General features: G+C 61.0%; 19 protein-coding genes. 7 read left to right on the plus strand and 12 right to left on the minus strand.

All coding sequences use genetic code 11. The annotated features are described in order from the left end of the window. Window positions 1-56 precede the first annotated feature (56 nt). The 8 genes from fabI to gap form a co-directional block, all read right to left on the minus strand. Complete coding sequence (fabI, locus tag IEX57_RS01580; protein WP_188701645.1) at window positions 57-839, minus strand: enoyl-ACP reductase FabI; 783 nt, start codon at window positions 837-839, stop codon at window positions 57-59. 13 nt (window positions 840-852) lie between these two features. Next, window positions 853-2,040, minus strand: coding sequence for an acetate/propionate family kinase (locus IEX57_RS01585; RefSeq protein ID WP_188701647.1), 1,188 nt, complete (start codon window positions 2,038-2,040; stop codon window positions 853-855). After that, window positions 2,040-2,990, minus strand: a complete 951-nt coding sequence (locus IEX57_RS01590) for a phosphate acetyltransferase (protein ID WP_188701649.1) — start codon at window positions 2,988-2,990, stop codon at window positions 2,040-2,042. The genes IEX57_RS01585 and IEX57_RS01590 overlap by 1 nt, the downstream gene beginning before the upstream one ends. A 7-nt stretch (window positions 2,991-2,997) precedes the next feature. After that, a complete protein-coding gene (locus tag IEX57_RS01595) occupies window positions 2,998-5,376 on the minus strand; it encodes a DUF3141 domain-containing protein (protein ID WP_188701651.1) in 2,379 nt (792 codons plus the stop codon). A gap of 177 nt (window positions 5,377-5,553) precedes the next feature. Continuing rightward, window positions 5,554-5,982: a POTRA domain-containing protein gene (locus IEX57_RS01600; protein WP_188701653.1), complete on the minus strand. Its 429-nt coding sequence runs from the start codon at window positions 5,980-5,982 to the stop codon at window positions 5,554-5,556. 53 nt (window positions 5,983-6,035) lie between these two features. Next, the gene (locus IEX57_RS01605) at window positions 6,036-6,350 is read right to left on the minus strand and encodes a hypothetical protein (RefSeq protein WP_188701655.1); all 315 of its coding nucleotides are present in this window, start codon (window positions 6,348-6,350) and stop codon (window positions 6,036-6,038) included. A gap of 183 nt (window positions 6,351-6,533) precedes the next feature. Beyond that, window positions 6,534-8,429, minus strand: a complete 1,896-nt coding sequence (locus IEX57_RS01610; RefSeq protein WP_188701657.1) for a methyl-accepting chemotaxis protein — start codon at window positions 8,427-8,429, stop codon at window positions 6,534-6,536. A gap of 214 nt (window positions 8,430-8,643) precedes the next feature. After that, a complete protein-coding gene (gene gap / locus IEX57_RS01615) occupies window positions 8,644-9,642 on the minus strand; it encodes a type I glyceraldehyde-3-phosphate dehydrogenase (protein WP_188701666.1) in 999 nt (332 codons plus the stop codon). A gap of 257 nt (window positions 9,643-9,899) precedes the next feature. Here gap and IEX57_RS01620 point away from each other — a divergent pair, with 257 nt between their 5' ends. Next, window positions 9,900-10,196, plus strand: coding sequence for an I78 family peptidase inhibitor (locus IEX57_RS01620; protein ID WP_188701668.1), 297 nt, complete (start codon window positions 9,900-9,902; stop codon window positions 10,194-10,196). Here the strand turns inward: IEX57_RS01620 and IEX57_RS01625 are convergent. Next, complete coding sequence (locus tag IEX57_RS01625) at window positions 10,193-10,675, minus strand: bacteriohemerythrin (RefSeq protein ID WP_229708592.1); 483 nt, start codon at window positions 10,673-10,675, stop codon at window positions 10,193-10,195. The two genes, IEX57_RS01620 and IEX57_RS01625, sit on opposite strands and share 4 nt — an antisense overlap. Before the next feature lie 342 nt (window positions 10,676-11,017). Here IEX57_RS01625 and IEX57_RS01630 point away from each other — a divergent pair, with 342 nt between their 5' ends. From IEX57_RS01630 to IEX57_RS01645, 4 genes are all read left to right on the plus strand, one after another. Then, complete coding sequence (locus IEX57_RS01630) at window positions 11,018-13,351, plus strand: extracellular solute-binding protein (protein ID WP_188701670.1); 2,334 nt, start codon at window positions 11,018-11,020, stop codon at window positions 13,349-13,351. 253 nt (window positions 13,352-13,604) lie between these two features. Next, window positions 13,605-13,985 carry a hypothetical protein gene (locus IEX57_RS01635; RefSeq protein ID WP_188701673.1) on the plus strand — a complete coding sequence of 127 codons (381 nt, stop codon included), beginning with the start codon at window positions 13,605-13,607 and terminating at the stop codon, window positions 13,983-13,985. A gap of 230 nt (window positions 13,986-14,215) precedes the next feature. Further along, window positions 14,216-15,607, plus strand: coding sequence for a tetratricopeptide repeat protein (locus tag IEX57_RS01640; protein WP_188701675.1), 1,392 nt, complete (start codon window positions 14,216-14,218; stop codon window positions 15,605-15,607). After that, entirely contained in the window at window positions 15,604-16,698 is a 1,095-nt protein-coding gene (locus IEX57_RS01645; RefSeq protein WP_188701676.1) for an endo-1,4-beta-xylanase, read from the plus strand. Before IEX57_RS01640 ends, IEX57_RS01645 begins: the two co-directional genes overlap by 4 nt. Window positions 16,699-16,730: 32 nt before the next feature. Here IEX57_RS01645 and IEX57_RS01650 read toward each other — a convergent pair whose 3' ends face one another. The 3 genes from IEX57_RS01650 to IEX57_RS01660 all read right to left on the minus strand — a co-directional run bounded on the left by IEX57_RS01650 (window position 16,731) and on the right by IEX57_RS01660 (window position 19,157). Further along, window positions 16,731-17,264, minus strand: a complete 534-nt coding sequence (locus tag IEX57_RS01650; protein WP_188701678.1) for a GNAT family N-acetyltransferase — start codon at window positions 17,262-17,264, stop codon at window positions 16,731-16,733. A 304-nt stretch (window positions 17,265-17,568) separates the two neighbouring features. Beyond that, window positions 17,569-17,832 (minus strand): hypothetical protein, encoded by a 264-nt coding sequence (locus IEX57_RS01655; RefSeq protein ID WP_188701679.1) that lies wholly within the window; start codon window positions 17,830-17,832, stop codon window positions 17,569-17,571. Between the two features lie 419 nt (window positions 17,833-18,251). After that, a complete protein-coding gene (locus tag IEX57_RS01660; RefSeq protein ID WP_188701680.1) occupies window positions 18,252-19,157 on the minus strand; it encodes an AraC family transcriptional regulator in 906 nt (301 codons plus the stop codon). 308 nt (window positions 19,158-19,465) lie between these two features. Here IEX57_RS01660 and IEX57_RS01665 point away from each other — a divergent pair, with 308 nt between their 5' ends. Both IEX57_RS01665 and IEX57_RS01670 read left to right on the plus strand, forming a co-directional pair. Continuing rightward, on the plus strand, window positions 19,466-20,395 hold the full coding sequence (locus IEX57_RS01665; RefSeq protein ID WP_188701681.1) for an alpha/beta fold hydrolase: 930 nt from the start codon (window positions 19,466-19,468) through the stop codon (window positions 20,393-20,395). Window positions 20,396-20,456: 61 nt separating this feature from the next. Beyond that, entirely contained in the window at window positions 20,457-21,068 is a 612-nt protein-coding gene (locus IEX57_RS01670; protein WP_188701682.1) for a hydrolase, read from the plus strand.

A 21,068-nucleotide genomic window follows, 5' to 3' on the forward strand; every position in this document is an offset into this window, starting at 1 on the left:
CTGCCGACAAAAAAGCCCCGGCCTGGCCGGGGCTTTTTTTTTGCGGGCGCTGGCGATCAGGCCATGATGTTGACGCCACCGTCGATATACAGCGTCTCGCCCGACAAGCGCCGCGCAAAGGGCGAGGACAGATAGGCGCAGGTGTAGCCGACGTCCATGATGTCGACCAGTTCACCCAGCGGGGCGCGTTCGGCGGCCTCGTTCAGTAGCACATCAAAATCCTTCAGGCCAGAGGCCGCACGTGTTTTGAGCGGGCCCGGAGAGAGGGCATGCACGCGGATGCCCTGGTTACCCAGTTCATACGCCAGATAACGGCAACTGGCTTCCAGCGCGGCCTTGACCGGGCCCATCAGGTTGTAATTGGGCACCACCTTGTTGGCGCCGTAATAGCTCATGGCCATCATGGTGCCGCCGTTTTTCATCAGCGGGGCGGCCAGCTTCGCCATGCGCACAAACGAGTGACAAGAGATATCCATGGCCTGGGCAAAACCGCTGGCCGAGGTATTGATCAGGCCGCCTTGCAGGTCTTCTTTGGGCGCCCAGGCGATTGAGTGAACCAGGATATCCAGCTCGCCCCAGGTCTGGCGGATTTGCTCGAAGACCGCAGCCAGTTCTTCATCGCGGGTGACATCCAGCGGCATGAACAGCCGTGCTTCCACACTTTGCGCCAGCGGCTCGGTATAGGTGCGGGTTTTCTCGTTGGCGTAGGTAATGGCCAGTTCGGCGCCGGTCTGGGCAAAAGCCTGGGCGCAGCCCCAGGCAATGGAGCTGTCATTGGCGATACCGACCACCAGTGCTTTTTTGCCAGCCAGAATGGGACGGATTTGATCGTTTTGCATGGCTTTTCTTTCCTCAGTTCAAACCTGTGATGTGTGCGGTATGGCGGGCGATCATCGCTTCTTCGTTGGTGGGGATGATCCACACGGCAACCTGGCTGTCTGGCGCATTGATACGTGCGGCGCCGGCGGTGTTGGCTGCGGCATCCAGCCGCACGCCCAGCCAGGCGGCTTGCTGGCAGACCGCGGCCCGGATCGGGGCGGCGTGTTCGCCAATGCCGGCCGTGAACACCAGTGCATCCAGCCCGCCCAGCGCAGCGGCCAGCGAGCCGATCTCCCGGCCAATCCGGTATACAAACAGATCGACTGCCAGCCTGGCTTGCGGCGCGTCACTCTCCAGCAAGACACGCATATCGCTGGAGATCCCCGACACGCCCAGCAGCCCTGATTCTTTGTAGAGCAGGTTTTCGATCTGGCGCGCGTTCATGTTCATGTCATCAAGCAGATACAGGATCACGCCCGGATCAAGCACGCCGGTCCGTGTGCCCATGGGCAAGCCATCCACCGCGGTAAAGCCGGTGGTGCCGGCCACGCTCTTGCCGTTTTGCAGGGCGCACAGGCTGGCGCCATTGCCCAGATGCGCCACGATCACGCGGCCGGCCGCGCTGGCGGGGTCGCGTTCTGCCAGCGCGCTGGCAATGTACTCATAAGAGAGCCCGTGAAAACCGTAGCGGCGAACACCGCGCCGGGTGATGGCTTCGGGCAGGGCAAAGCGCTGCGCCAGTTCAGGTTGATCGCGGTGAAACGCGGTATCAAAACACGCCACTTGCGCCAGATCAGGCAGCCGCGCGCGCAGGGCGCGCATGGGCGCCAGATTGTGCGGCTGATGCAACGGCGCCAGCGGGGTCAGCGCGGCCAGTTCTTCCAGCAAGGCGTCGGTGACCAGCGCCGGGCCGGCATGCTGGCCGCCACCATGCACCACGCGGTGCCCCACGCCGACAAGGTGGTATTGATCGCGATATTGCTGCAAGAACGCCAGCAATTGCGCCACGGCCTCGTCATGCGTCAGCGCTGGCGGCGCCTCCCAGCCTTCCACCGGCGCGACCGGTTTGTCGCCGTGCCCGACCAGAAACTGCGGGTTGGCCGCCAGGCTTTCAATCTGCCCGCGCATGACCGGCGTGAGCCCGTCTGCGTTCACCGTAAAGGCAGAGAACTTGATACTGGACGAGCCGGCATTGAGCACCAGAATGACATTGTTGGGCATCAAGCCGCTCCCGTGGCTTGCCGTTTGCGGGCGTGCGCCACCATGACCGCCACGGCGCAAGAGGCCAGCCGCGTGGTGACCGAATCGGCCCGGCTGGTCAGAATCACCGGCACCCGCGCGCCCAGCACAATCCCGGCTGCCGCCGCACCGGCGAGGAAAGTCAGGCTCTTGGCCAGCATGTTGCCGGCCTCCAGATCGGGCGCAACCAGGATATCTGCCTGCCCGGCCACGACGGATTTGATCCCCTTGATGCGGGCGGCTTCCAGGTTGATGGCGTTATCCAGCGCCAGTGGGCCATCCAGCACCGCGCCGGTAATCTGGCCGCGTTCGGACATCTTGCACAGCGCCGCCGCTTCAATGGTGGAGGGCACTGCGGGGTTGATGGACTCGGTGGCCGACAAAATGGCCACGCGCACTTCGCGCCGGGCTGCGGGCACCAGCGCGTGAGCCAGATCGATGGCGTTCTGCACAATGTCGGCTTTCTCAGAGAGGCCGGGTGCAATGTTGATGGCGGCATCGGTAATGATCAGCGGCTGGTCATGGCCGGGCACATCCATCACAAAGCAGTGGCTGATACGGCGGCCGGTGCGCAAACCGGCCTCCCGCCGCACGACTTCGGCCATCAGTTCATCCGTATGCAGACTGCCTTTCATCAAGGCTTCGGCCTTGCCTTCGCGCACCAGGGCCACGGCACGTTCGGCCGAGGCCTGGCTGAAACCGGCGTCTTCAATCTGCAGACCGGAAAGATCAATATCGTGCTCATGCGCCACCGCCGTAATGCGGCTGACCGGGCCGACCAGGATCGGCACGATCAGCCCCATGCGCGCCGCGTCAACCGCACCGGCCAGCGAGGTTTCATCGCAAGGGTGCGCCACCGCAACCGAGGTCGGCGGCAGCGCCCGGCAACGATCAATCAGATTCTGGAATCTGGAATGTTCAAGTTGCGTCATGGCGGGCTCACTTGTCGGCAGTGATCGGCGGCTTGGCCGGGCTGCGCTTGCGGCGCGGGGCTGCTGCCGGCGTTGCGGCTGCTGGCGCGGGGGCAGCGGCTTTCACCCCTTCGGGCAAGGCCAGTAGCGCCCTGATCTGCTTCAGCGTGGCCGATTGCTCCGGCAGCGTCATGCGCTCCTGCACGCGTGGATCAGCCACCAGGGTGTCGATCAGTTGCAGCAAGCGTGCGCGGTCGGTCGGGTCCAGCACCAGGGCGGGCAGGGTACGCAGCGCTTCATCGCGCGCATGGCGCACGATGATCTCTTGTTCACCGCGAATCCGCCGCCATTGATCCAGCGGCAGATCGGGCAGCAGCGCGGCGTAGTCTTTGGCGATATCGCGGGTAAGCGCGAGGCGGGACAGCGAAATCTCGCCCTGACGGGTCAGCAAAGCTGAAATACGGGCGAAGGCTTCGTTAAAGCCGCCTTCTTCGATGGCGGCCAGCGCCTCCTGCACAAACTGCTCGCCAGTGGGCGCGAATTCCGCCAGCAGGGGCGAAGCATCCGAGGCGCGCACCTGACCGAGCACATTGCCGTAAATCTGGAAGAACAAGGCTTCACTGAGCGCATCACGCATGGCACGGTAGTAATCCAGCCCGGCGCTGATCAGCTCGGCATTGTTTTGTTCCAGTTGGCGGAAATACTGGGTTTTGGGGACGGCAGCGCGATGCGCTTTCACCTGTTCAGTCGCCAGCGGCAGCCATGACAGCCACGGGTTGCGTTCAGAGAACCCCCAGCGCTGCATGCGCAAAGGATGCAGGGTGCGCATGAGTTCGGCGGTGGGTTCCGTGCTGATCGACTGCACGAATGGGCGCACCAGCAGCTCGTACGCGCGCTGGTTCAGTTCGGACACCTGTGACACGGCGGCGAAGGGTTTTTCATCCTTGCGCGCAAAGCGGTTCAAGCGGCCGATCACTTCTTCCAGTTCGCGTTCGTGGAACTCGACCTGATAAGTCACCTGACCATCCTTGCCGCGCACTTCGGTCAGTTCCATGCCGTACAGGCCAGGCGGCAACAGTTCAATGGATTCAAGCACTTCGACAATCTGCGCGTGCTCTTTTTTGGCCACCTTGCCTGACACAAAAATGCCCAGGTGACCGATATCGTGATGCAGCAGGCCGACAATGGTCTGGCCCCGTTTCCTGATTTCTTCGGTGCTGCCGTATACATCGGCCACCCAGTTGAAGGCTTGTTGCGGCGGGGTGATGTTGTCGCCCATGGAGGCAAACAGCACGATCGGTGTCTTGATATCCCGCAAGTCGAACGTGGTGCCCTTGCCGTTGCGCGTGCCGCCTTGCCACAGCTGGTTGCCGACGAACAGGTTGCGGGTAATCCACTCGATTTCCTCGCGGTTCATCAGATAAAACCCGCCCCACCAGCGTTCGAACTCCAGAAAGCGCGGCGGCTCGGTGTCGGCGTTGGCAAACACGTGGTAGTACTTGTCCCAGTAGGTGTTGGCCGGGTTCAGCCCTTCAAAGTTCTCCACCAGCCAGGCGCCATCAAAAATGCCGTTGCCCAGATCCGCCGTCAGCGAGGCCAGCCAGCTGCCGCCCAGCAAACCGCCTGAATAGCGCATCGGGTTATCGGCCATGCCGTCGCCCCATGCGCCGCCCCAGTACGACATCGGCGCGCCGTTGATGACAATCGGGCCGGTGTCTTCCGGGCCCGATGCCGCCAGCATCATGGCTGCCCAGCCACCCTGGCAGTTGCCGACAATGGCCGGCTTGGGGCTGTCCGGATGCAGTTCACGCACCTTGCGCACGAACACGGCTTCTACGGCGCAGACATCCAGCAGGGTCTGGCCAGGTTCCGGTTCGCGGAAAAAGATCACGAAATACACCGGATGACCACCACGCAGGGCGACGCCCACCTGAGAGTCATCCTTGAAGCCGCCAATGCCAGGGCCGTGGCCGGCGCGCGGGTCGATGATGACGTAGGGGCGCCGTGTCGGGTCTACCGTGACGCCGGTGGGCGGCGTGATGCGGATCAGCGCGTAGTTCACCGGGTGGGCAAAGGTGCGGGCATCAAGCACCATTTCATAATCAAAATGCAGTACCGGCGGCTGGCCGGCTTCTACATGGCGCAGATAGTTGTTGCCGCGCTCGCGCAGGGTATCCATGAACAGCACGCTGCGTTGGGCTGCATCCACGCTGTAAGACCACCAGTCTTCGATCATTTGCCAGGGGTCAAGCCAGGCGCGGGCCTGCACGGCCGCTAGGCGCTCGGTGGTTTTGCCAGCGCGGTTGGTCCATTGCTCCCGGGCAATCTCGCTACGGCGCTGAAACAACTGGGTGACGCGATCATTGGCCGTCACGACGTGATTCGCGTTTTGTTCAACAGACGACATACACATACCTCTGATAGGGCGAAAGCGTGGTGCATTGCAATATCTGCAACGCGTTCGCACAAAAGATAGTCAGCGGCCTCTGACACAGCCGGCTTATCGCACATGCGGTCTGATGGACGTCAATCAGTGAATGCTGATGGATGCTGCAAAGCACCATTCAGGCTGGCGTGGCGAAAATCAGCCTTCTTCGACCGCGATCACCAGATGATCGCCATGCCCGCTATCTGTGCCGGCAACGATGCGGGGAAGGGCCAGCCCGTCGGCCACGTAATGCGCCACAATGGCTTGTGCCAGCGTGCTGGTGGCCGCCAGAGAGAAACGCTCGTTGGCCAGATAATGCAGCCACGGCGTGAACATGCGCTGGTTGAAATGGGTCATGCCGGTCAGCGAAACCCGTTTGAAGGCGGGCCACACCACACCGGGTCGCCGCAGCAATGCGCTGGCTGAATCAGGCGTGCCCGATGAGGCTTGCTGGAGGTGTTGACGCGGGGCCGGCAGCCAGTCGGGCTCGTTCCGGGCAGGGTTGGGGCGGGTGCCAAAAGAGAGCGTGGCGCAAAGCACGGTCAGCGCAATGGCGGGCTCTGCCAGGAAAGTACGATGATTCATTTCAACAACTCCAGCAACAGGGAACCCGGGCCCGGTCAGGCCCGGTAACGCGATCAGCGATTGCGGCCCTGGCGTCGGGGGCGATCGCTGTTGCGGGTACTGTTAATTGAGTTGTCGCGGTTGTAGTGCTGAACCTGGTCGCGCTGGATATTGGTTGAGCGGTTGACGTTGATATCCACGTCATCGTTATTGTTGGCGATGGCCGCACCCACGGCCATGCCCATGAACGCGCCGCCGGCAGGCAGGACTGGTGCTGGCGCCGGTGCGTACACCGGGGCGGGTTGCTGAACCACAATGACCTCTTCAGCCCAGGCCCAGTTCGCTGCCAGCAAGGTAGACGCCGCAAGTATAAAGACAGCTTTCGCCATGATTCGCTCCTCAATCGCGAAATACGATGAGCGAATTTTCAGATAATCCTGAAAATACTTGTTGCGAACAATTACCTGAAAAGAAAGCCTGGTATTACCGCAGTGCAATCAGGAACTTACCGGTCTAACCTCGCTTGCTGGCGCTGCCGGAAGCGGCCCGCACAGGGCGGGCCGGGTCTGGGTTTACAGGCGGAAACGCCCGAAATCTGCATTGATGGCCTGAGCCAGTTTTTCCAGTTGCTCCAGATTGCGTGAGGTATTTTGCAGGGCCGAGTCAGACTGCCCGATGCGCTGGTTGATCTGTTCCGTGCTCTCGCTCATGGCGTTGGTAGCGTTGCGCTGCTCCAGCGTGGCGTCGGCAATATGGCCCACGCGGCCGGCCATATCCTGAATGCTGCTGGCCACTTCACGCATGCGCCCGCTGGCCTGTTCAGTCAGCGTCACGCTGGCGGTGACGCTATCGAGCGCCCCTTGCATGCTGCCCGCCGCGCTGCCGGTTTCCTTGCTGATGGATTCAAGCATGCCGGTGATCTCGCCCGTGGCGGCGCTGGTGCGTTCGGCCAGTTTGCGCACTTCGTCGGCCACCACGGCAAAGCCGCGTCCTTGTTCGCCGGCCCGGGCGGCTTCAATGGCGGCATTCAGGGCCAGCAAATTGGTTTGCCCGGCAATCTCGCCAATCACGGTGGTGATAGAGCGGATATCACTGGCCCTTTGTGCCAGGGTATCGAGCATGCCGGAAATCGACTGCACGGTTTCCCGGGTCTGGCTGCTCTCGACCGAAATCTTTTCCAGATCGCGCGCGCTGTTATTGCTTTGCTCTGCCGTCTGGCTGGCCAGTTCATCGGCCTGCTGGGCCGATGCGGCGACCTCTGACACGCTGACGGTGACTTCTTCAATTGCCGCGGCGTTGTGGCCGGCAAAATCGGTAATGGAGTTCGTCTCCCGGGCGATCCGCTGGATTTCATTGCGCGCGCTTTCCACCCCTTGCGCCAGTTGCTGGCTGCGGCTGCGCACATCGGCAAACGTCTTGCCCAGCTGGCCAATGAACTGGTTGAAGGCTTCGCTGGTCTGGCCGACTTCATCCTGGGTCAGCACCGGCAGGCGGCGCGACAGATCGGCATCACCTTGCGAGATATCGCGCATGGCCTTGCGGATGCCCAGCAAAGGCTGCAGCTGTTTGCGCAGGAACAAGGTGCTCAGGCTGATGATCACCACCAGCAGCACGATCAGGATGATCACACTCTTGTACAGCAGGGCGCGCGTGGCCGCTTGCAGCGCGGCTTTGTCGCTGACTGCCACCAGCCGGAATTCGGTCCCCGGCACCGGCAGCACCGTGATCAGCTTGGTATGGCCATCAATGGCGACTTCAGAAAAGCCCTTGTCGTTAAAGGTGGATTCCAGCACGGCCGGCGTCAGCGCCGCACCCAGCGCAGAGGCCGGCTGGTTCAGGCGGGACGGATCGCTATGCGCAAAAATCAGGCCGTCGTGATTGACGATAAACGCATAGCCTTCGCCCGGCAGTTGCGTGCGCTTGAGTTCTTGCATGATCGACGAGATTTCAACATCCGCCCCGATCACGCCAACCACCTGGCCGCCATTGACCACGGCATGCGCAAAGCTCGACACCGCCGAGCCCGTCGCCGCCGCGACCGAGGGCATCTCGACAAACGTGCCGTTCTGTTCCGCCTGGGCGCGGCCCCACCAGTGCCATTTGCGCGGATCATTGTTGTCCGGCGGCAAGGTAACGTTGTTGGCATTTTGCTGGGTGCCATCGGGGTAGGCCAGGAACACGTTGGCAAAGCCGCCCGCATCGCGCGCATAGCCCATTCCGGCGACCAGGCCCGGATCATGCGGTACGGGTTTGAAGGCGTTGAGCACCTGCGCCTTGGCGGAAATCCAGTTGCCGATATGAATGCCCAGCACGTTGCTGACTGCGCTGATCTGCGCTTTAGACTCGGCCTCTTGCTGCGCGCTTGACAGAAAATAGCTCGCCCCGGCGATCACCACGCCAGTCACGATCACCATCGCGCTGACTGCCGCGACCAGTTTGCTTTGCAGAGTACGCATACCCAGAGCCATGATTGCTCTCCATTTGTTATTGGCAACTATTCAGGAATTATCGGCAGGACTTGGCAATTTTGCAGGCTGCTGTTTACCTGATTGCTTTTCTGGCGGGATATGTGGAACGTGCCTGCGCGCCGGCCTGCGGTGGCGTATCAATGCGGGTGGCGACAACAGTAAAAAGCCCCGGTTTCCCGGGGCTTTTTACTGATCACGGCAGGGCGTGGCAAGGTCATTGCAGCTTGACGAACTTGTCCAGCACGCGGATCAGCTGCGTTACAAAACCGTGCTCGTTGTCATACCAGGCCACGGTTTTCACCAGTTGCAGATCGCCATGCTCAGAGATCTCGGTCTGGGTGGCATCAAAGACAGAGCCAAACGTAGAGCCGATCACATCAGAAGAAACGATCTCTTCTTCGGTATAACCAAACGAATCGCTGGCGGCGGCTTTCATGGCTGCGTTGATTTCTTCTGCGCTGACTTTCTTGCCCAGGATGGTGACAAGTTCAGTCACAGAGCCCGTTTTCACCGGCACGCGCTGGGCGTGGCCCTTGAGCTTGCCGGTCAGCGACGGAATCACAAGGCCAATGGCTTTGGCGGCGCCGGTGGTATGCGGGATGACGTTCTCTGCCGCGGCGCGGCTGGCGCGCAGATCCTTGCCGCGCGGGCCATCCACCAGCGCTTGCGTGCCGGTGTAGGCGTGGACGGTGGTCATGGTGCCGACCTGAATGCCGAACTGGTCATCCAGCACCTTGGCCATGGGTGCCAGGCAGTTGGTGGTGCAGGAGGCCACAGAAATGAATTTGTCCGCCGCCGTCATGGTGTCATCGTTCACGGCGTAAACAACGGTTTTCATATTGCCGGCCGGCGCAGAGACCAGCACTTTGCGGGCCCCGGCGGTCAGGTGGGCCTGGGATTTCTCTTCCGAGGTATAAAAGCCCGTGCACTCCACCACCACATTCACATCCAGCTTGCCCCAGGGAATATTGGCCGCGTCTTTTTCGGCATACACCGCAATGCGCTTGCCGTTCACGATCAGCGCGTCGTCGGTGTGCTCTACCGACCAGGGAAAAGCGCCGTAGTTGGAGTCATGGCGCAGCAGGTAAGCCAGTACCTTGGGCGAGGTCAAATCGTTGATGGCGACCACTTCCAGCCCGGAGTTGACCTCCAGCATGCGCCGCAGTACCAGACGGCCAATCCGGCCAAACCCGTTAATCCCGATCTTGTTCATGTGATGTCTCCCGCCAGGCCGTGACCCGCGCGCTATAGGTTCATGGGCGCCGCGTACCTGGCACAGGCACGGTATTGCGGGCGCACGTCTGATCAATGTAGTACCTGGTTGTTGCAACTGAAAGTATGCGGTGAGCCCCGCGTCTATCTGCGGAGGGAGAGGGCGATGCGCTGGCCGGCTGTAGCCGCGTCGGCGTGCCGCTCTGCTATGGTGAAAGCCTTCAACCCCAGCCGGGAGGCATGATGAGAAATGGATGGATGATGAGCGCAGGCCTGGTGCTGGCTTGCAGCCTGCCGGGCTGCGCCAGCAACCCGGGGCCGGCCAGTACGCCCGCCCAGCCAGAGGCCGCAGCACAATGCCACGCCGAAGCGGTGCAAGCGCGCGTTGGCCAGATGGCCGCACCCGATCAGCTTGAGGCCCTCCGCCAGCAAGCCAGTGCCAGCGTGCTGCGCGTGATCAAGCCCGGTGATGCCGTCACCATGGACTACAACATCACCCGGCTGAACCTGGAGGTGGATGAAACCGGCGTGATCAAGCGCGTCAGTTGCGGCTAACCCGTGATGCCAGACCAGAAACGGTCCAGCCAGCCTTTTTTCTGCCAGGTGGCCTGCGCGCCGCGCTCCAGAAAGAACGCGGCGTAGCGGGTGTCGCCCTCCTGGATATGGTGGGTCAACCAGTTACGCAGGAAATGCAGCAACTCGAAGGTGACCGCATCGCCGGCCTGGACGCGCGCCTGGAACACCCGCAGATCACCGATCAGGATCTCGTGGTGCTGTTTGTGCTCTTCATAATCCGGGTAGCCCAGAATGCGCATCAGGCTTTCTTCCACGGTGAAGTGGATGCGCGTGTAGTCCGCCAGTCGCCCCAGAATGTCAACTGAGGCGGCGCGACCTTGATGGCGGTGGATGGCCTCGTATAACTCGTTGAGCAGCGCCACCAGCACCTTGTGTTGTTCGTCGATCTCCTGAATGCCGACCGACAGGCTGTCATCCCATTGCACCAGCGTTTGCATCATCTGATTCTCAAATGTCATGGCGATATGCTGATTACATGAGCGCGGGCAGGCTTTGATCTGTATCAATGGCGCACGGTGCACGGTCTTGTGGCCGGACCACAAGCGGGGAAATGATGGGGCTTATTCTCACAATGAACTGGCTCTGGTAACCAGTTTTTTGCTTATACATTTCATTTGTAGAAAGCAAATTTTTGGTAAAAGGCGAAAAAGCTACATAAAACCCACTGTTTAGTAAGCTAATGCTGTGTATATCAAAAATCAGATGGTGTTTTATGGTCGTTCCGGATATGGTTTGCACATAAAAAAAGAAATATCAGCTATGTATGTCATGAGTGGAAACAAACAGCCTGGAATCCTGATATGTCCATCCAGAACCGCATTCTCCTTTGGGTCGCGGCCCTTGTCGTTGCCGGCTTTATCGTTGCCTGGGGCCTGATTGGCGCCTTTGGCATTACCAGTGGTGGTGGCATTGCCGCCGTGGCCGTGGTCATTTTGCTGGCCGTCCTGGCCGGTATCTGGGCCGCCGTCGGCCTGACCCTCAAGCCCCTGAACCGCTTGCGTCACACCCTGACCACCCTGGTGGAAAAGGGCGGTGATCTGAACACCCGTGTCGAGGCCTCCGGCGCGCCGGAACTGGCCGACATCGCCAACGCCTTCAATCATTTTGTGTCTGATCTGCAAGTGACGTTCCGTGAAGTCCAGCGCGATATGGAAAGCCTGTCGCTGGGCCTGAAAGAACTCACCGGCGTGACTGCGCAGCTGGTGAAAGACGCCCACGTGCAAAGCGACTTTGCCTCGGCCTCTGCCGCGGCGGTGGAAGAAATCACCGTCAGCATCACCCACATTGCCGACAACGCCTCTGACGTAGACGGCAACGTCAAGGAAACCACGCACCTTTCGCGCCAGAGCGCGGAAGCCGTGCTGCGAGTGTCGGACGAAGTGTCCAGCATGGCCCAGTCCATGCAACTCCTGGGCAGCACCATGACCGATCTGGGCAAGAACTCCCAGAAGATCGGCAGCATTGTGGTGGTGATCAAGGACATTGCCGAACAAACCAACTTGCTGGCGCTCAATGCGGCAATTGAAGCCGCCCGCGCCGGTGAGCAAGGCCGCGGCTTTGCCGTGGTGGCCGATGAAGTGCGCAAGCTGGCCGAGCGCACCGCCAACGCCACGGTAGAAATCGCCAGCCTGATCGACTCGGTCAACAAGGAAACGCGCAAGGCCGTGGACAGCATGGAAAGCACCACCGGCCAGGTGTCCGCCAGCGTTGAAAAAGCCGACGTCGCGCGTGAGCACATGCTGCAGATCGGTGCTCGTATGGACCAGATGGCCGATGTGATCCAGGGCATTGCCGATGCCACGCAAGAGCAGACCTCTGCTGCCACCACCATGGCGCAGTCTGCTGAACAGATCAACGTCATGAGCCAGGCGTCTGACTCCGCCCTGCAACAGGCCCGCCGCGCGCTGGAATCGCTGGATAAACGTGCCCGCGACCTGATGGCGGTGGTGGGGCGCTTCCGGCTGGAAGACATCGAAGTGCTGCATGGCTGGTTTGCCTCCAGCGGTGCGCGCGCCGTGGCTGAAATCAAGCTGCGCCTGAACCAGATGGGTCACCACTGGGCCGACATGCATAGCGGCAAGGACGTGCCCGGCATGCTCAAGGCCGCGGTAGAGAAAGGCAAGCTGCCGACTGCCGCCGCCTTTGGCGGTGTGAAGATCCAGAACTGGGCCGGCAAAGGCGTGCTGGCTGATCTGGGCGAAGTGGCCAAAGAACAAGACTGGAGCCGCATCTTGCCCACGGTGCTGGACAAGATGATGCAGGCCGATGGCAAGTATGTGGCCGCGCCGCTGGGCGTGGCGCGCGTGAACGTTCTGTGGGTGAACGCCACGCTGGTCAAGCGCGTGGGCGTCACCCAGCCGCCGGCCAGCTGGGATGAATTCTTCACGCTGTGCGACAAGCTGGTTTCCGCCGGCATTACGCCGCTGGCGCACAGCGAAGTGAAATGGCAAGTCGCCACGCTGTTTGAATCTGTGGTGCTGGGCCTGTGCGGCGCGCAGTTCTATCTGCAGGCGTTCAGCAAGCTTGATGCCAGCGCGCTCTCCGGCCCGCAAATGGCGCGCGCGCTGGAAACCTTCCGTCGGCTGAAGAAATACTGCACGCCCGATTCCGTCGGCCGTGAATGGAACCTGGCCACCGCCGACGTCATCAACGGCCGCGCCGCCATGCAATTGATGGGCGACTGGGTGAAGGGCGAACTGGACGAAGCCAACCGCAAGCCAGGCGAAGACTACCTGTTCTGGGCCGCGCCTTCGGTGGGCGGCGAGTACAGCTTTGCTGCAGATACGCTGACCTTCTTCCGTCAGGATGACCCGGTGCGCCGCAAGGCCCAGCTGGACTTTGTCCGCCTGCTGGTCAGCCACGAAGGTCAGCTGGCCTACAACAAGCACAAGGGCAGCATCCCGGCCCGCACCGACGTGGACACCAACAAGCTGGACGCCTACGGCCGCGCCTCCTCCCGCGACTTTACCGCCGCAGCCAGCCGCAACACGCTGGTGCCGTCCTGGGCACACAATATGGCAGTGCAGGACGACCAGAAAAAGGCACTGATCGAAGCCGTGGCCGATTTCTGGAACAACGAAGCCATGACCCCCGCCGAAGGAGCGCGACGCCTGGCTGCAGCGGTGAATCGCTGATCGGGTCTGTTTGAGCGAAAACGGCAGCCTGCGCTGCCGTTTTTTTACGTCTATTGAAGCTTCTGGTTGACGCAACTTGTGCTGGGCGGCTAGTGCAGCATTTGCCGTCCACCCGGTCGGGGAATCCGGCACACCGCGCTGGCCAGAGAAGAACCCCTCCCGGTCAGCCCGCAATTTGTAAAACACGTCTGCCCGTTTGCCCGGTGCCGCGTTATCCTGATCATTACAACTGCATCAACCCCGCCACGTCACCATGTCCATGCCAGACTTCCCGCCACCTGTTCCGCAACCCGCCCGCAAAGACTGGGCTGCCCATGTCAGGGTGCGTATTGCCGGGTTCGTTATCCTGATTGCCGGTGTCATCGGTGGCGGGCTGATTTACTGGCTGGCCGATGATGTGGCTGATGCCACGGCGGCCATGCAGGGCCGGCAATATACGGCGCAGCTAGAGCGTATTGCCGGTACATCCGGTGTGCTGGTTTCGCAATTTGATCAGTGGCTGGGGCATTTGTGGCATGGCAAGCAATTGGGCATTACCTTGTGCGTGCTTGCCTTGCTGGTGGCAGCATTTTGTTTCTGGCTGGCCGGGCTGATGGCGGTGGAAGTGCCGCAAGACACCCCGACACGGCGCTGATTCACGCCAGGCTGCACCCAAAAAAATACCCCGATGCAGGGAGAACACCGGGGCCTGTCAAATGCTCCAGAATGCGCTGGGGGGATTGCGTGCGCACGGGCTTAATATAATCTTTCGCTCTGTCCTGTAACCCTGTCAGAGTTGGCATGGCTGCCTGATGACAGGTTTCTGCACCGCCGCGCCGGGCGCTACACTGACCGGCATCACGCCTTTGATCAGAACCCATACCCATGCCCACCACGTGCCCGGCTGAGGCCCAGCATCAGTTTGATGAAGCCAACCGCTTGCTGCAGCAAGGCGATCTGCCCACGGCAGAAGCGCATTACAAGCTGGCACTGGCGATTGCCCCGGACGAGGCCGCCATCTGGGCCAACCTGGCGCTGTTGCAAGAACGCAAGGGCGAGATCGCCGACGCGGTAGGGAGTTACAGCCGGGCGCTGGCGCTGCAACCGGCCAATACGCAGATTTACCTCAATCTGGGCGTATTGCTGCTCAACCACAAACGCTTTGACGACGCAGAACTGGCCTTCCGGCAGGCGCTGGAACTGTCGCCCGCTTCGGCGCCGGCATGGTCTAACCTGGGCGTGCTGTGGGCCTGCCTGAAGCGTGAGGACGAAGCCGAAGCCTGCTACCGTCATGCGCTCAATATTGATCCGCACTACGCCCGCGCCCGCTTTAACCTCAGTTATGTCCTGATGCGGCAGGGGCGCTTTGAAGAGGGCTGGATGGCGCGGGAAGCGCGCTCGGACGATCCGCTGGGGCGGTATTTCCAGTGTCCGCGCTGGCAGGGCGAAGAGATTGCGGGCAAATCCATCATCATCGGCTTTGAGGCCGGCTTTGGCGACATGCTGCAGTTCTGCCGCTACGCCACCTTGCTCAAGGCCCACGGCGCCACGCGGGTCAGCCTGGTGTGCCATCCGCCGCTCAAGACCTTGTTGCAGCGCATGCCTACGCTTGATGCGGTCTATGGCTATGACGAAGCCGTGCCGCCTACCGGCCACGATTACTGGTGCCCGCCCATGAGCCTGCCGCTGCATTTTGCGACGCGGCTGGATAACATTCCGCACCACGTACCCTATCTGTTTGCCGACGCGCTCAAGGCCGCGCAATGGCAAGACCGGCTGGTCGACGCCGGGCCGCGGGTCGGGCTGGTGTGGCAGGGCAACGCGGCGTTTGAAAACGACCAGGATCGCTCCATGCCGGCGCTGGATATCCTGGCGCCTGTGCTGGCGGTGCCGGGCATCCAGTTTGTGAGCCTGCAAAAAGGCCCGGCCGAAACAGCGCAACCGGCAGTAGCCACGCCGGCCCCGCTGTGGGTCGCCGGCCCGGAACTGCAAAGCTTCGACGACACGGCCGCGCTGATCGCCAATCTGGATCTCGTCATCACCGTTGATACGGCTGTGGCGCATCTGGCGGGGGCCATGGGCAAGCCGTGTTGGGTGTTGTTGCCGGACTATCGCCCCGACTGGCGCTGGCTGACGGAACGGACTGATTCACCGTGGTACCCGACCATGACGTTGTATCGCCAGACATCCACCGGCGACTGGCAGACACTGGTCCACTCCGTTGCGCAGGATTTGCATGACTGGCTGCAGACCCAACCGGCCCGGGGGCAATCATGAATATCAGCCAGAACCTGCGCGTTGTGGTGATCAGTCTGCTCACCAGCGCTTTGCTGGCCTGCAGCAGCACGACGCCAGCGCCGCCCGCCGCAACCGGCACAGTGCCCAGGCCCTCGCTGGCCAAAGCCTGGCAAGGGCAGGTGTTGATCGGGGCGGCGGTTGATGAGAAAAACATCAAAACCCAGGGCGAGCTGATTGCCGAACAGTTCAATAGCGTGGTGGCAGAAAATGCCATGAAGCCGATGGCGACCGAGCCGCGCGAAGGAGAGTTCCACTTTGAAGCGGCCGACGCGATTGTCCGCTTTGCGCAAAGCCACGACATGGCTATTCGCGGTCACACGTTGTTGTGGCATCTGCATACGCCAGACTGGATGTGGCAGGGCGCCAATGGCCAGCCGGCGGGGCGTGACCTGGTGCTGGCGCGGCTGAAACGGCATATCGAGACCGAAGTCGGCCACTACAAAGGCCAGGTCTATGTCTGGGATGTGGTCAACGAGATCATCGACGAGAAACAGCCCGACTGCCTGCGGGATGACCTGTGGCATCGCGTGGTCGGGCCGGACTATGTCGATTACGCGTTTCGCTACGCCCATGCGGCAGACCCGGCCGCGCGCTTGTATATCAACGAATACTCAACGGAAGAACCCGCCAAGCGGCGCTGCCTTGTCCGGGTCGTGCAGGGGTTGCTGCAACGGGGCGTGCCGGTGAATGGCATTGGTCACCAAATGCATATTTCGGTGTTTTACCCGACCATTTCTGCCATTGATGAGACCCTGACCACCTTTGCCCGTCTGGGTCTGGAAAACCAGATCACCGAACTGGACATGAGCCTGTACCGCTGGAAAGACAACCGCCTGTATGACACCCGCGAAAACCTGCTGTCGCTGCAGGCGCGCCGCTATGGCGAGATCATGCGCATGATCCACAACCACCCGGACGTGACGGCGGTGACCTGGTGGGGCGTGAGCGACGCCAGTACCTGGCTGAATCAGGATGCGCCGGCAGATCACCGCGACCAACCGCTGCTGTTGGATGAGCATGGCCAGCCCAAAGGCGCTTTCTGGGCTGTATTTGCCGCGGCGCGCCGCTAAGCGCACCGCGTGACCAACACCGGGGCGATGGCTCAGGCCGCGTGTCGCCAGTGATAGAGGTCGATGCCGTGGTTAGAGTCAGGCACCACCAGGCTTTGCTTGTTGCGCTTGAACCCGGAACCGCGCAACAGCGCCCGCATGGTTTTGGCATAGGGTGTGCACAAGGCGATCAGGCTGGCTTGCGGGCCGATTTTTTGCTGCAAGGCCATCACGGCGGCAGTGCCCAACCCTTTGCCGCGCGCCTGCTGATCAAGCGAAATCATGTCGATGCAATAGACTTCTTGCTCGTCTGGCGTGCGCTGCACCCAGGCAAAACCGTGGTCGGCATCTTCGCCGCGAATCAGCCACAAGCCTTCTACCCGACGCCGGCGCACGGCGTTGCGCACACAGGCCAGCGCAATGCTGCGAAAGCTGCGCCAGATACCGGCAGAACTCAGATAGCGATCGGAAAAAACACCGGTAGTGCTGCCTTCTTGCAGCAAACCGAAGATAAATGGAATGTCCAGCACGGACGCAGCCACCAGTTCAACACTGGGCCGCGCGGCTGGCGCGTGGTGAATAGACATCAGAGCCCCCTTGGCCATACAAGCTGAAAGTGCATTGCTCAGAGGGCGGTGTCCCTGGCAATTTTTTTATGCTTTGATTTTTGTCATTTCTTGTAAGAGTAAAGATTACCACGGTCAGCCGCGAACGTAGGAAATAACTTACATGACGCCGGGATATTTCTGTTTCCATTTGTCATAAGAGAAGAAAGAACCTCATGAAACAGTCTCATTTGTGAGAAAGCCGTCATGTTCATGACTGTCCCTTTTGCACAACAATACTGCCGGTTTGGGTAGCGCTGCGACGAGGCCAGGCGGCCAGAAGGGATCAAGAGCCGGAATCGGCAGGCTGGCGCGGATGGGCAGTAAATTCCTGCCATTTGCACTCAAGACATTCCAGCCCGTACTCGTTGATGAAGAACCAGGTCTTGAAGGTGTGAAAGAGGTCCAGCGGGCCGGCGTGCTCGGTATTGCCACAGCGGCGGCAATGCAGCTCTACGCTTTTAGAGATAAACAGCGTGCGCCGGCCGACGTATTCAATATAAGCAAAGCCAGGCTTGCAGTCTTCAGGGGTGGGGAGTTTGGGGCGCATGGCAGCGGCCCTAAGCCAGGCGCCGCTCGTCCGTGACACGGTCATACCCGGTCTCAACCGTCTGCCTGGCACAAGCAGGGCATGGCTGAAAAACGGTCACGTGTTCATTCACGTGGCGACACGATGAGGCGGGCGGGGTGGTCATATCAATCTGTTTTTTTGTCTGGCAAGGGCATGCGCGCGCTGCCAGATGTGCTGCGGGTATCGCCAGGGCGATGCCTGACTATTTTTCGGTGCACGGGCAGGTTTGGCAAGCGTAACAACAGCGTGTGCCAGCACAGTCACAACTGCTTGTTGCCGGCAATGATTATGCGGGGGAGCGGGCGCGGCGGTGGCGAAGCGGCCAAAAAACAAAGGCCCGACACTGCGTACGGTCGGGCCGGTCTGATGCCGTGGCCAACGAGGGCGAGGCCGGCCGCTCAGTGGCGAATGCTGCGTTTCCAGACCGCTGGGCTGACGCCGACGAAGGTTTTGAAAACGCGGCTGAAATGGCTTTGATCGGCAAACCCGCAACTGATGGCGATTTCTGCCAGCGTCGCTTCAGTGCCGCTCAACAAATCCTTGGCGCGCTCTACGCGGTGACGCAGCATCCAGCGGTGCGGTGGCTCGCCCGTGCTGGCCTTGAAGGCGCGGATAAAATAACTGACCGACAACCCGCTGGCGGCGGCGAGCATTTTAAGCGAGACATCGCCATCAATCTGCGATGCCATGGCGTCCATGGCGCGGCGCAATTGCCAGGGCGCCAGCGTACCGGGGCGTTCTTTGGTCGGGCGCATGCCGCCAAACGTTTGCGCAAAATATGTATACGCGCCCAGCATGACGTGTTCGGCGTACATGGAGCTGACCTCATGCGGCCGTTCCAGTGCCGGCAACAGCGCATTGCCCAGATGCCAGACCGTTTCATCCATCACGCCGCCTGGTGGGCAATACAGATGATCCACGCGCCCCACATTGGCCTCATCCGCGATCTCGTTCAACGCACTTTGCGGGATCGTGAACATCAGGTTGTCAAACGGGCTGATCAGATTGGCGCAGGGCAATTCCAGGTGATTGACCACGCTGGTGGTGCGCTCAAGGTACGCGCCGCGGTGAATGCAGCGGCCATCCAGAAACAACTCTCTTTGCTTTTGCTCGCGCAGTTGCAGCAGTACGGAAAACACCGCATCGCCCTGTGGCGGCGTCACCAGGCCATGCCCGGGCGTATCGCGGCGCAAACGCGATACCAGCAGCCGTGACGCTTTCGGGCCCCGGGTGATGAGTTGCGACACCGAGTCCGCCCGGAACTTTTCGACAAAGTTCCGGCTGTAGCCTAGATCGGATTGCATCAATTGCTCCTCAAAGAGAAGTCCCCAACCCGGCCATGCGCGCCCTGCCGCCGGGTGCTCCCTGCTTACCTTGGTCTGTCCATTAGCAAACAAATAATTGACGGAAGCATAATTCAATCCCGGCTTTGCGGGTCTTGAATATTCTTATCCTTTTTAGTCTGAAATAGCCCGAATGCGGATATGCGTACCTCGCCTGTGCTGGAGCGGGCGTAAAAAGGGCGCATTTTCGCCAGGAAACGCATGAATTGATCAAGATGTAGAGCTTTCGCGATGCTTATATGTGCCCACCCAGACCAAGGAGGAGCACCATGAAACAAGCAATCGTGATGCTGGCCGCCGTGATGGCCCTGAGCCAGGCGGCATTTGCAGACCAGACCACCTATCCTGCCGGTTTTCGCACGCAGGAAATCGCGACCAACGGCACCACCATTCACGTCCGCGTTGGCGGCAGTGGCCCGGCCGTGGTCTTGCTGCACGGCTATGGCGACACCGGCGACATGTGGGCGCCGCTGGCGCAGGAACTGATGCGTGACCATACCGTCATCGCGCCGGATCTGCGTGGCATGGGCCTGTCGGCTGTGGCCAAAGACGGTTTTTCCAAGAAAAACGAAGCGGAAGATGTGGCGGGCGTGATGGATGCGCTCAAGGTGCAGCAAGCGGTGGTGGTCGGTCATGACATCGGCAATATGGTGGCATTTGCATTTGCCGAATCGCACCCCGATCGCACCACGCGCCTGATCATGATGGATGCCCCGGTCCCGGGCGTAGGCCCGTGGGATGACATCCTCAAAAGCCCGCTGTTGTGGCATTTCCGTTTTGGCGGCCCGGATATGGAACGGCTGGTTGCCGGGCGCGAACGCATTTACCTGGACCGTTTCTGGAACGATTTCTCCGCCGATCCGGCGCATTTTCCTGAGGCATCGCGCCGCCATTACACCGCGCTTTACGCCCAGCCGGGCCGCATGCACGCCGGCTTCATGCAATTTGCCGCGTTTGACCAGGACGTGATCGACAACCGGCAGGCGGTCTCGCGCGGGCGTTTGCAAATGCCGGTGCTGGCCATTGGCGGGGCACATTCGCTGGGCGCCACCATGGCCTACATCATGCGTTTTGCGGCAGACAACGTGCAGCAGGTGGTGATCCCCGACTCTGGTCACTGGCTGATGGAAGAACAGACCGGGCCGACCGTGGCTGCCATCCGCACCTTTATTGATCGCCCGGCGGGCCAGTGCCCATAACGGGTAGCCCGGTTTGCCTGCTCGATATCGAAGATGTTCTGCCACCCCCTGGGAGTGAAAGATGACTTCTTATGCAAAGCCCCGTAACGCCGCAGATGACCATCTGCTGACGCCGCACAATGCCGCCATCCTGATTATTGATTTTCAGCCGGTGCAGGTTTCATCCATTGCCTCGCGCCCCAAGCGTGAACTGGTGGCCAACATCACCGCGCTGGCCCGCATCGCCAAGTTGTACGAAATGCCGGTGGTGCTGACCTCGGTCAACGTCAAAACCGGGCGCAACCAGCCGACCATTCACCAGATCACAGATGTATTGCCAGAAGTGGAAGTGATCGACCGGACCTCGATCAACGCCTGGGAAGATGAAGACTTTAACCGCGCCGTAAAGGCCACCGGGCGCAAGAAACTGATCATGGCCGCGCTGTGGACGGAAGTGTGTCTGGTCCACCCCGCGCTGGATGCGCTGCATGAAGGCTTTGAGGTTTACCCGGTGGTCGATTGCGTTGGCGGCACCTCGCTGGAAGCGCATCTGGCCGGGCTGGAACGGCTGGTTCAGGCCGGCGGCAGACCTACCTCCTGGGTGCAACTGATCTGCGAATTGCAGCGCGACTGGAACCGCGAAAAAACCGTACCGGGCTTTGCCGATATCCTCTTTGCCATTGAAGGCCACTGA

Source organism: Silvimonas iriomotensis (assembly GCF_014645535.1).
Taxonomy (GTDB): domain Bacteria; phylum Pseudomonadota; class Gammaproteobacteria; order Burkholderiales; family Chitinibacteraceae; genus Silvimonas; species Silvimonas iriomotensis.

What these genes read in the sequence shown, in the direction of transcription:
- IEX57_RS01665 (WP_188701681.1), top strand. Translation starts at nt 19,466, where the DNA reads ATGAAACAAGCAATCGTGATGCTGGCCGCCGTGATGGCCCTGAGCCAG.
- IEX57_RS01650 (WP_188701678.1), bottom strand. Translation starts at nt 17,264, where the DNA reads ATGTCTATTCACCACGCGCCAGCCGCGCGGCCCAGTGTTGAACTGGTG.
- IEX57_RS01620 (WP_188701668.1), top strand. Translation starts at nt 9,900, where the DNA reads ATGATGAGCGCAGGCCTGGTGCTGGCTTGCAGCCTGCCGGGCTGCGCC.
- gap (WP_188701666.1), bottom strand. Translation starts at nt 9,642, where the DNA reads ATGAACAAGATCGGGATTAACGGGTTTGGCCGGATTGGCCGTCTGGTA.
- IEX57_RS01640 (WP_188701675.1), top strand. Translation starts at nt 14,216, where the DNA reads ATGCCCACCACGTGCCCGGCTGAGGCCCAGCATCAGTTTGATGAAGCC.
- IEX57_RS01655 (WP_188701679.1), bottom strand. Translation starts at nt 17,832, where the DNA reads ATGCGCCCCAAACTCCCCACCCCTGAAGACTGCAAGCCTGGCTTTGCT.
- IEX57_RS01585 (WP_188701647.1), bottom strand. Translation starts at nt 2,040, where the DNA reads ATGCCCAACAATGTCATTCTGGTGCTCAATGCCGGCTCGTCCAGTATC.
- IEX57_RS01660 (WP_188701680.1), bottom strand. Translation starts at nt 19,157, where the DNA reads ATGCAATCCGATCTAGGCTACAGCCGGAACTTTGTCGAAAAGTTCCGG.
- IEX57_RS01600 (WP_188701653.1), bottom strand. Translation starts at nt 5,982, where the DNA reads ATGAATCATCGTACTTTCCTGGCAGAGCCCGCCATTGCGCTGACCGTG.
- IEX57_RS01625 (WP_229708592.1), bottom strand. Translation starts at nt 10,675, where the DNA reads ATGACATTTGAGAATCAGATGATGCAAACGCTGGTGCAATGGGATGAC.
- IEX57_RS01590 (WP_188701649.1), bottom strand. Translation starts at nt 2,990, where the DNA reads ATGACGCAACTTGAACATTCCAGATTCCAGAATCTGATTGATCGTTGC.
- IEX57_RS01670 (WP_188701682.1), top strand. Translation starts at nt 20,457, where the DNA reads ATGACTTCTTATGCAAAGCCCCGTAACGCCGCAGATGACCATCTGCTG.
- IEX57_RS01645 (WP_188701676.1), top strand. Translation starts at nt 15,604, where the DNA reads ATGAATATCAGCCAGAACCTGCGCGTTGTGGTGATCAGTCTGCTCACC.
- IEX57_RS01605 (WP_188701655.1), bottom strand. Translation starts at nt 6,350, where the DNA reads ATGGCGAAAGCTGTCTTTATACTTGCGGCGTCTACCTTGCTGGCAGCG.
- IEX57_RS01610 (WP_188701657.1), bottom strand. Translation starts at nt 8,429, where the DNA reads ATGGCTCTGGGTATGCGTACTCTGCAAAGCAAACTGGTCGCGGCAGTC.
- fabI (WP_188701645.1), bottom strand. Translation starts at nt 839, where the DNA reads ATGCAAAACGATCAAATCCGTCCCATTCTGGCTGGCAAAAAAGCACTG.
- IEX57_RS01635 (WP_188701673.1), top strand. Translation starts at nt 13,605, where the DNA reads ATGTCCATGCCAGACTTCCCGCCACCTGTTCCGCAACCCGCCCGCAAA.
- IEX57_RS01630 (WP_188701670.1), top strand. Translation starts at nt 11,018, where the DNA reads ATGTCCATCCAGAACCGCATTCTCCTTTGGGTCGCGGCCCTTGTCGTT.
- IEX57_RS01595 (WP_188701651.1), bottom strand. Translation starts at nt 5,376, where the DNA reads ATGTCGTCTGTTGAACAAAACGCGAATCACGTCGTGACGGCCAATGAT.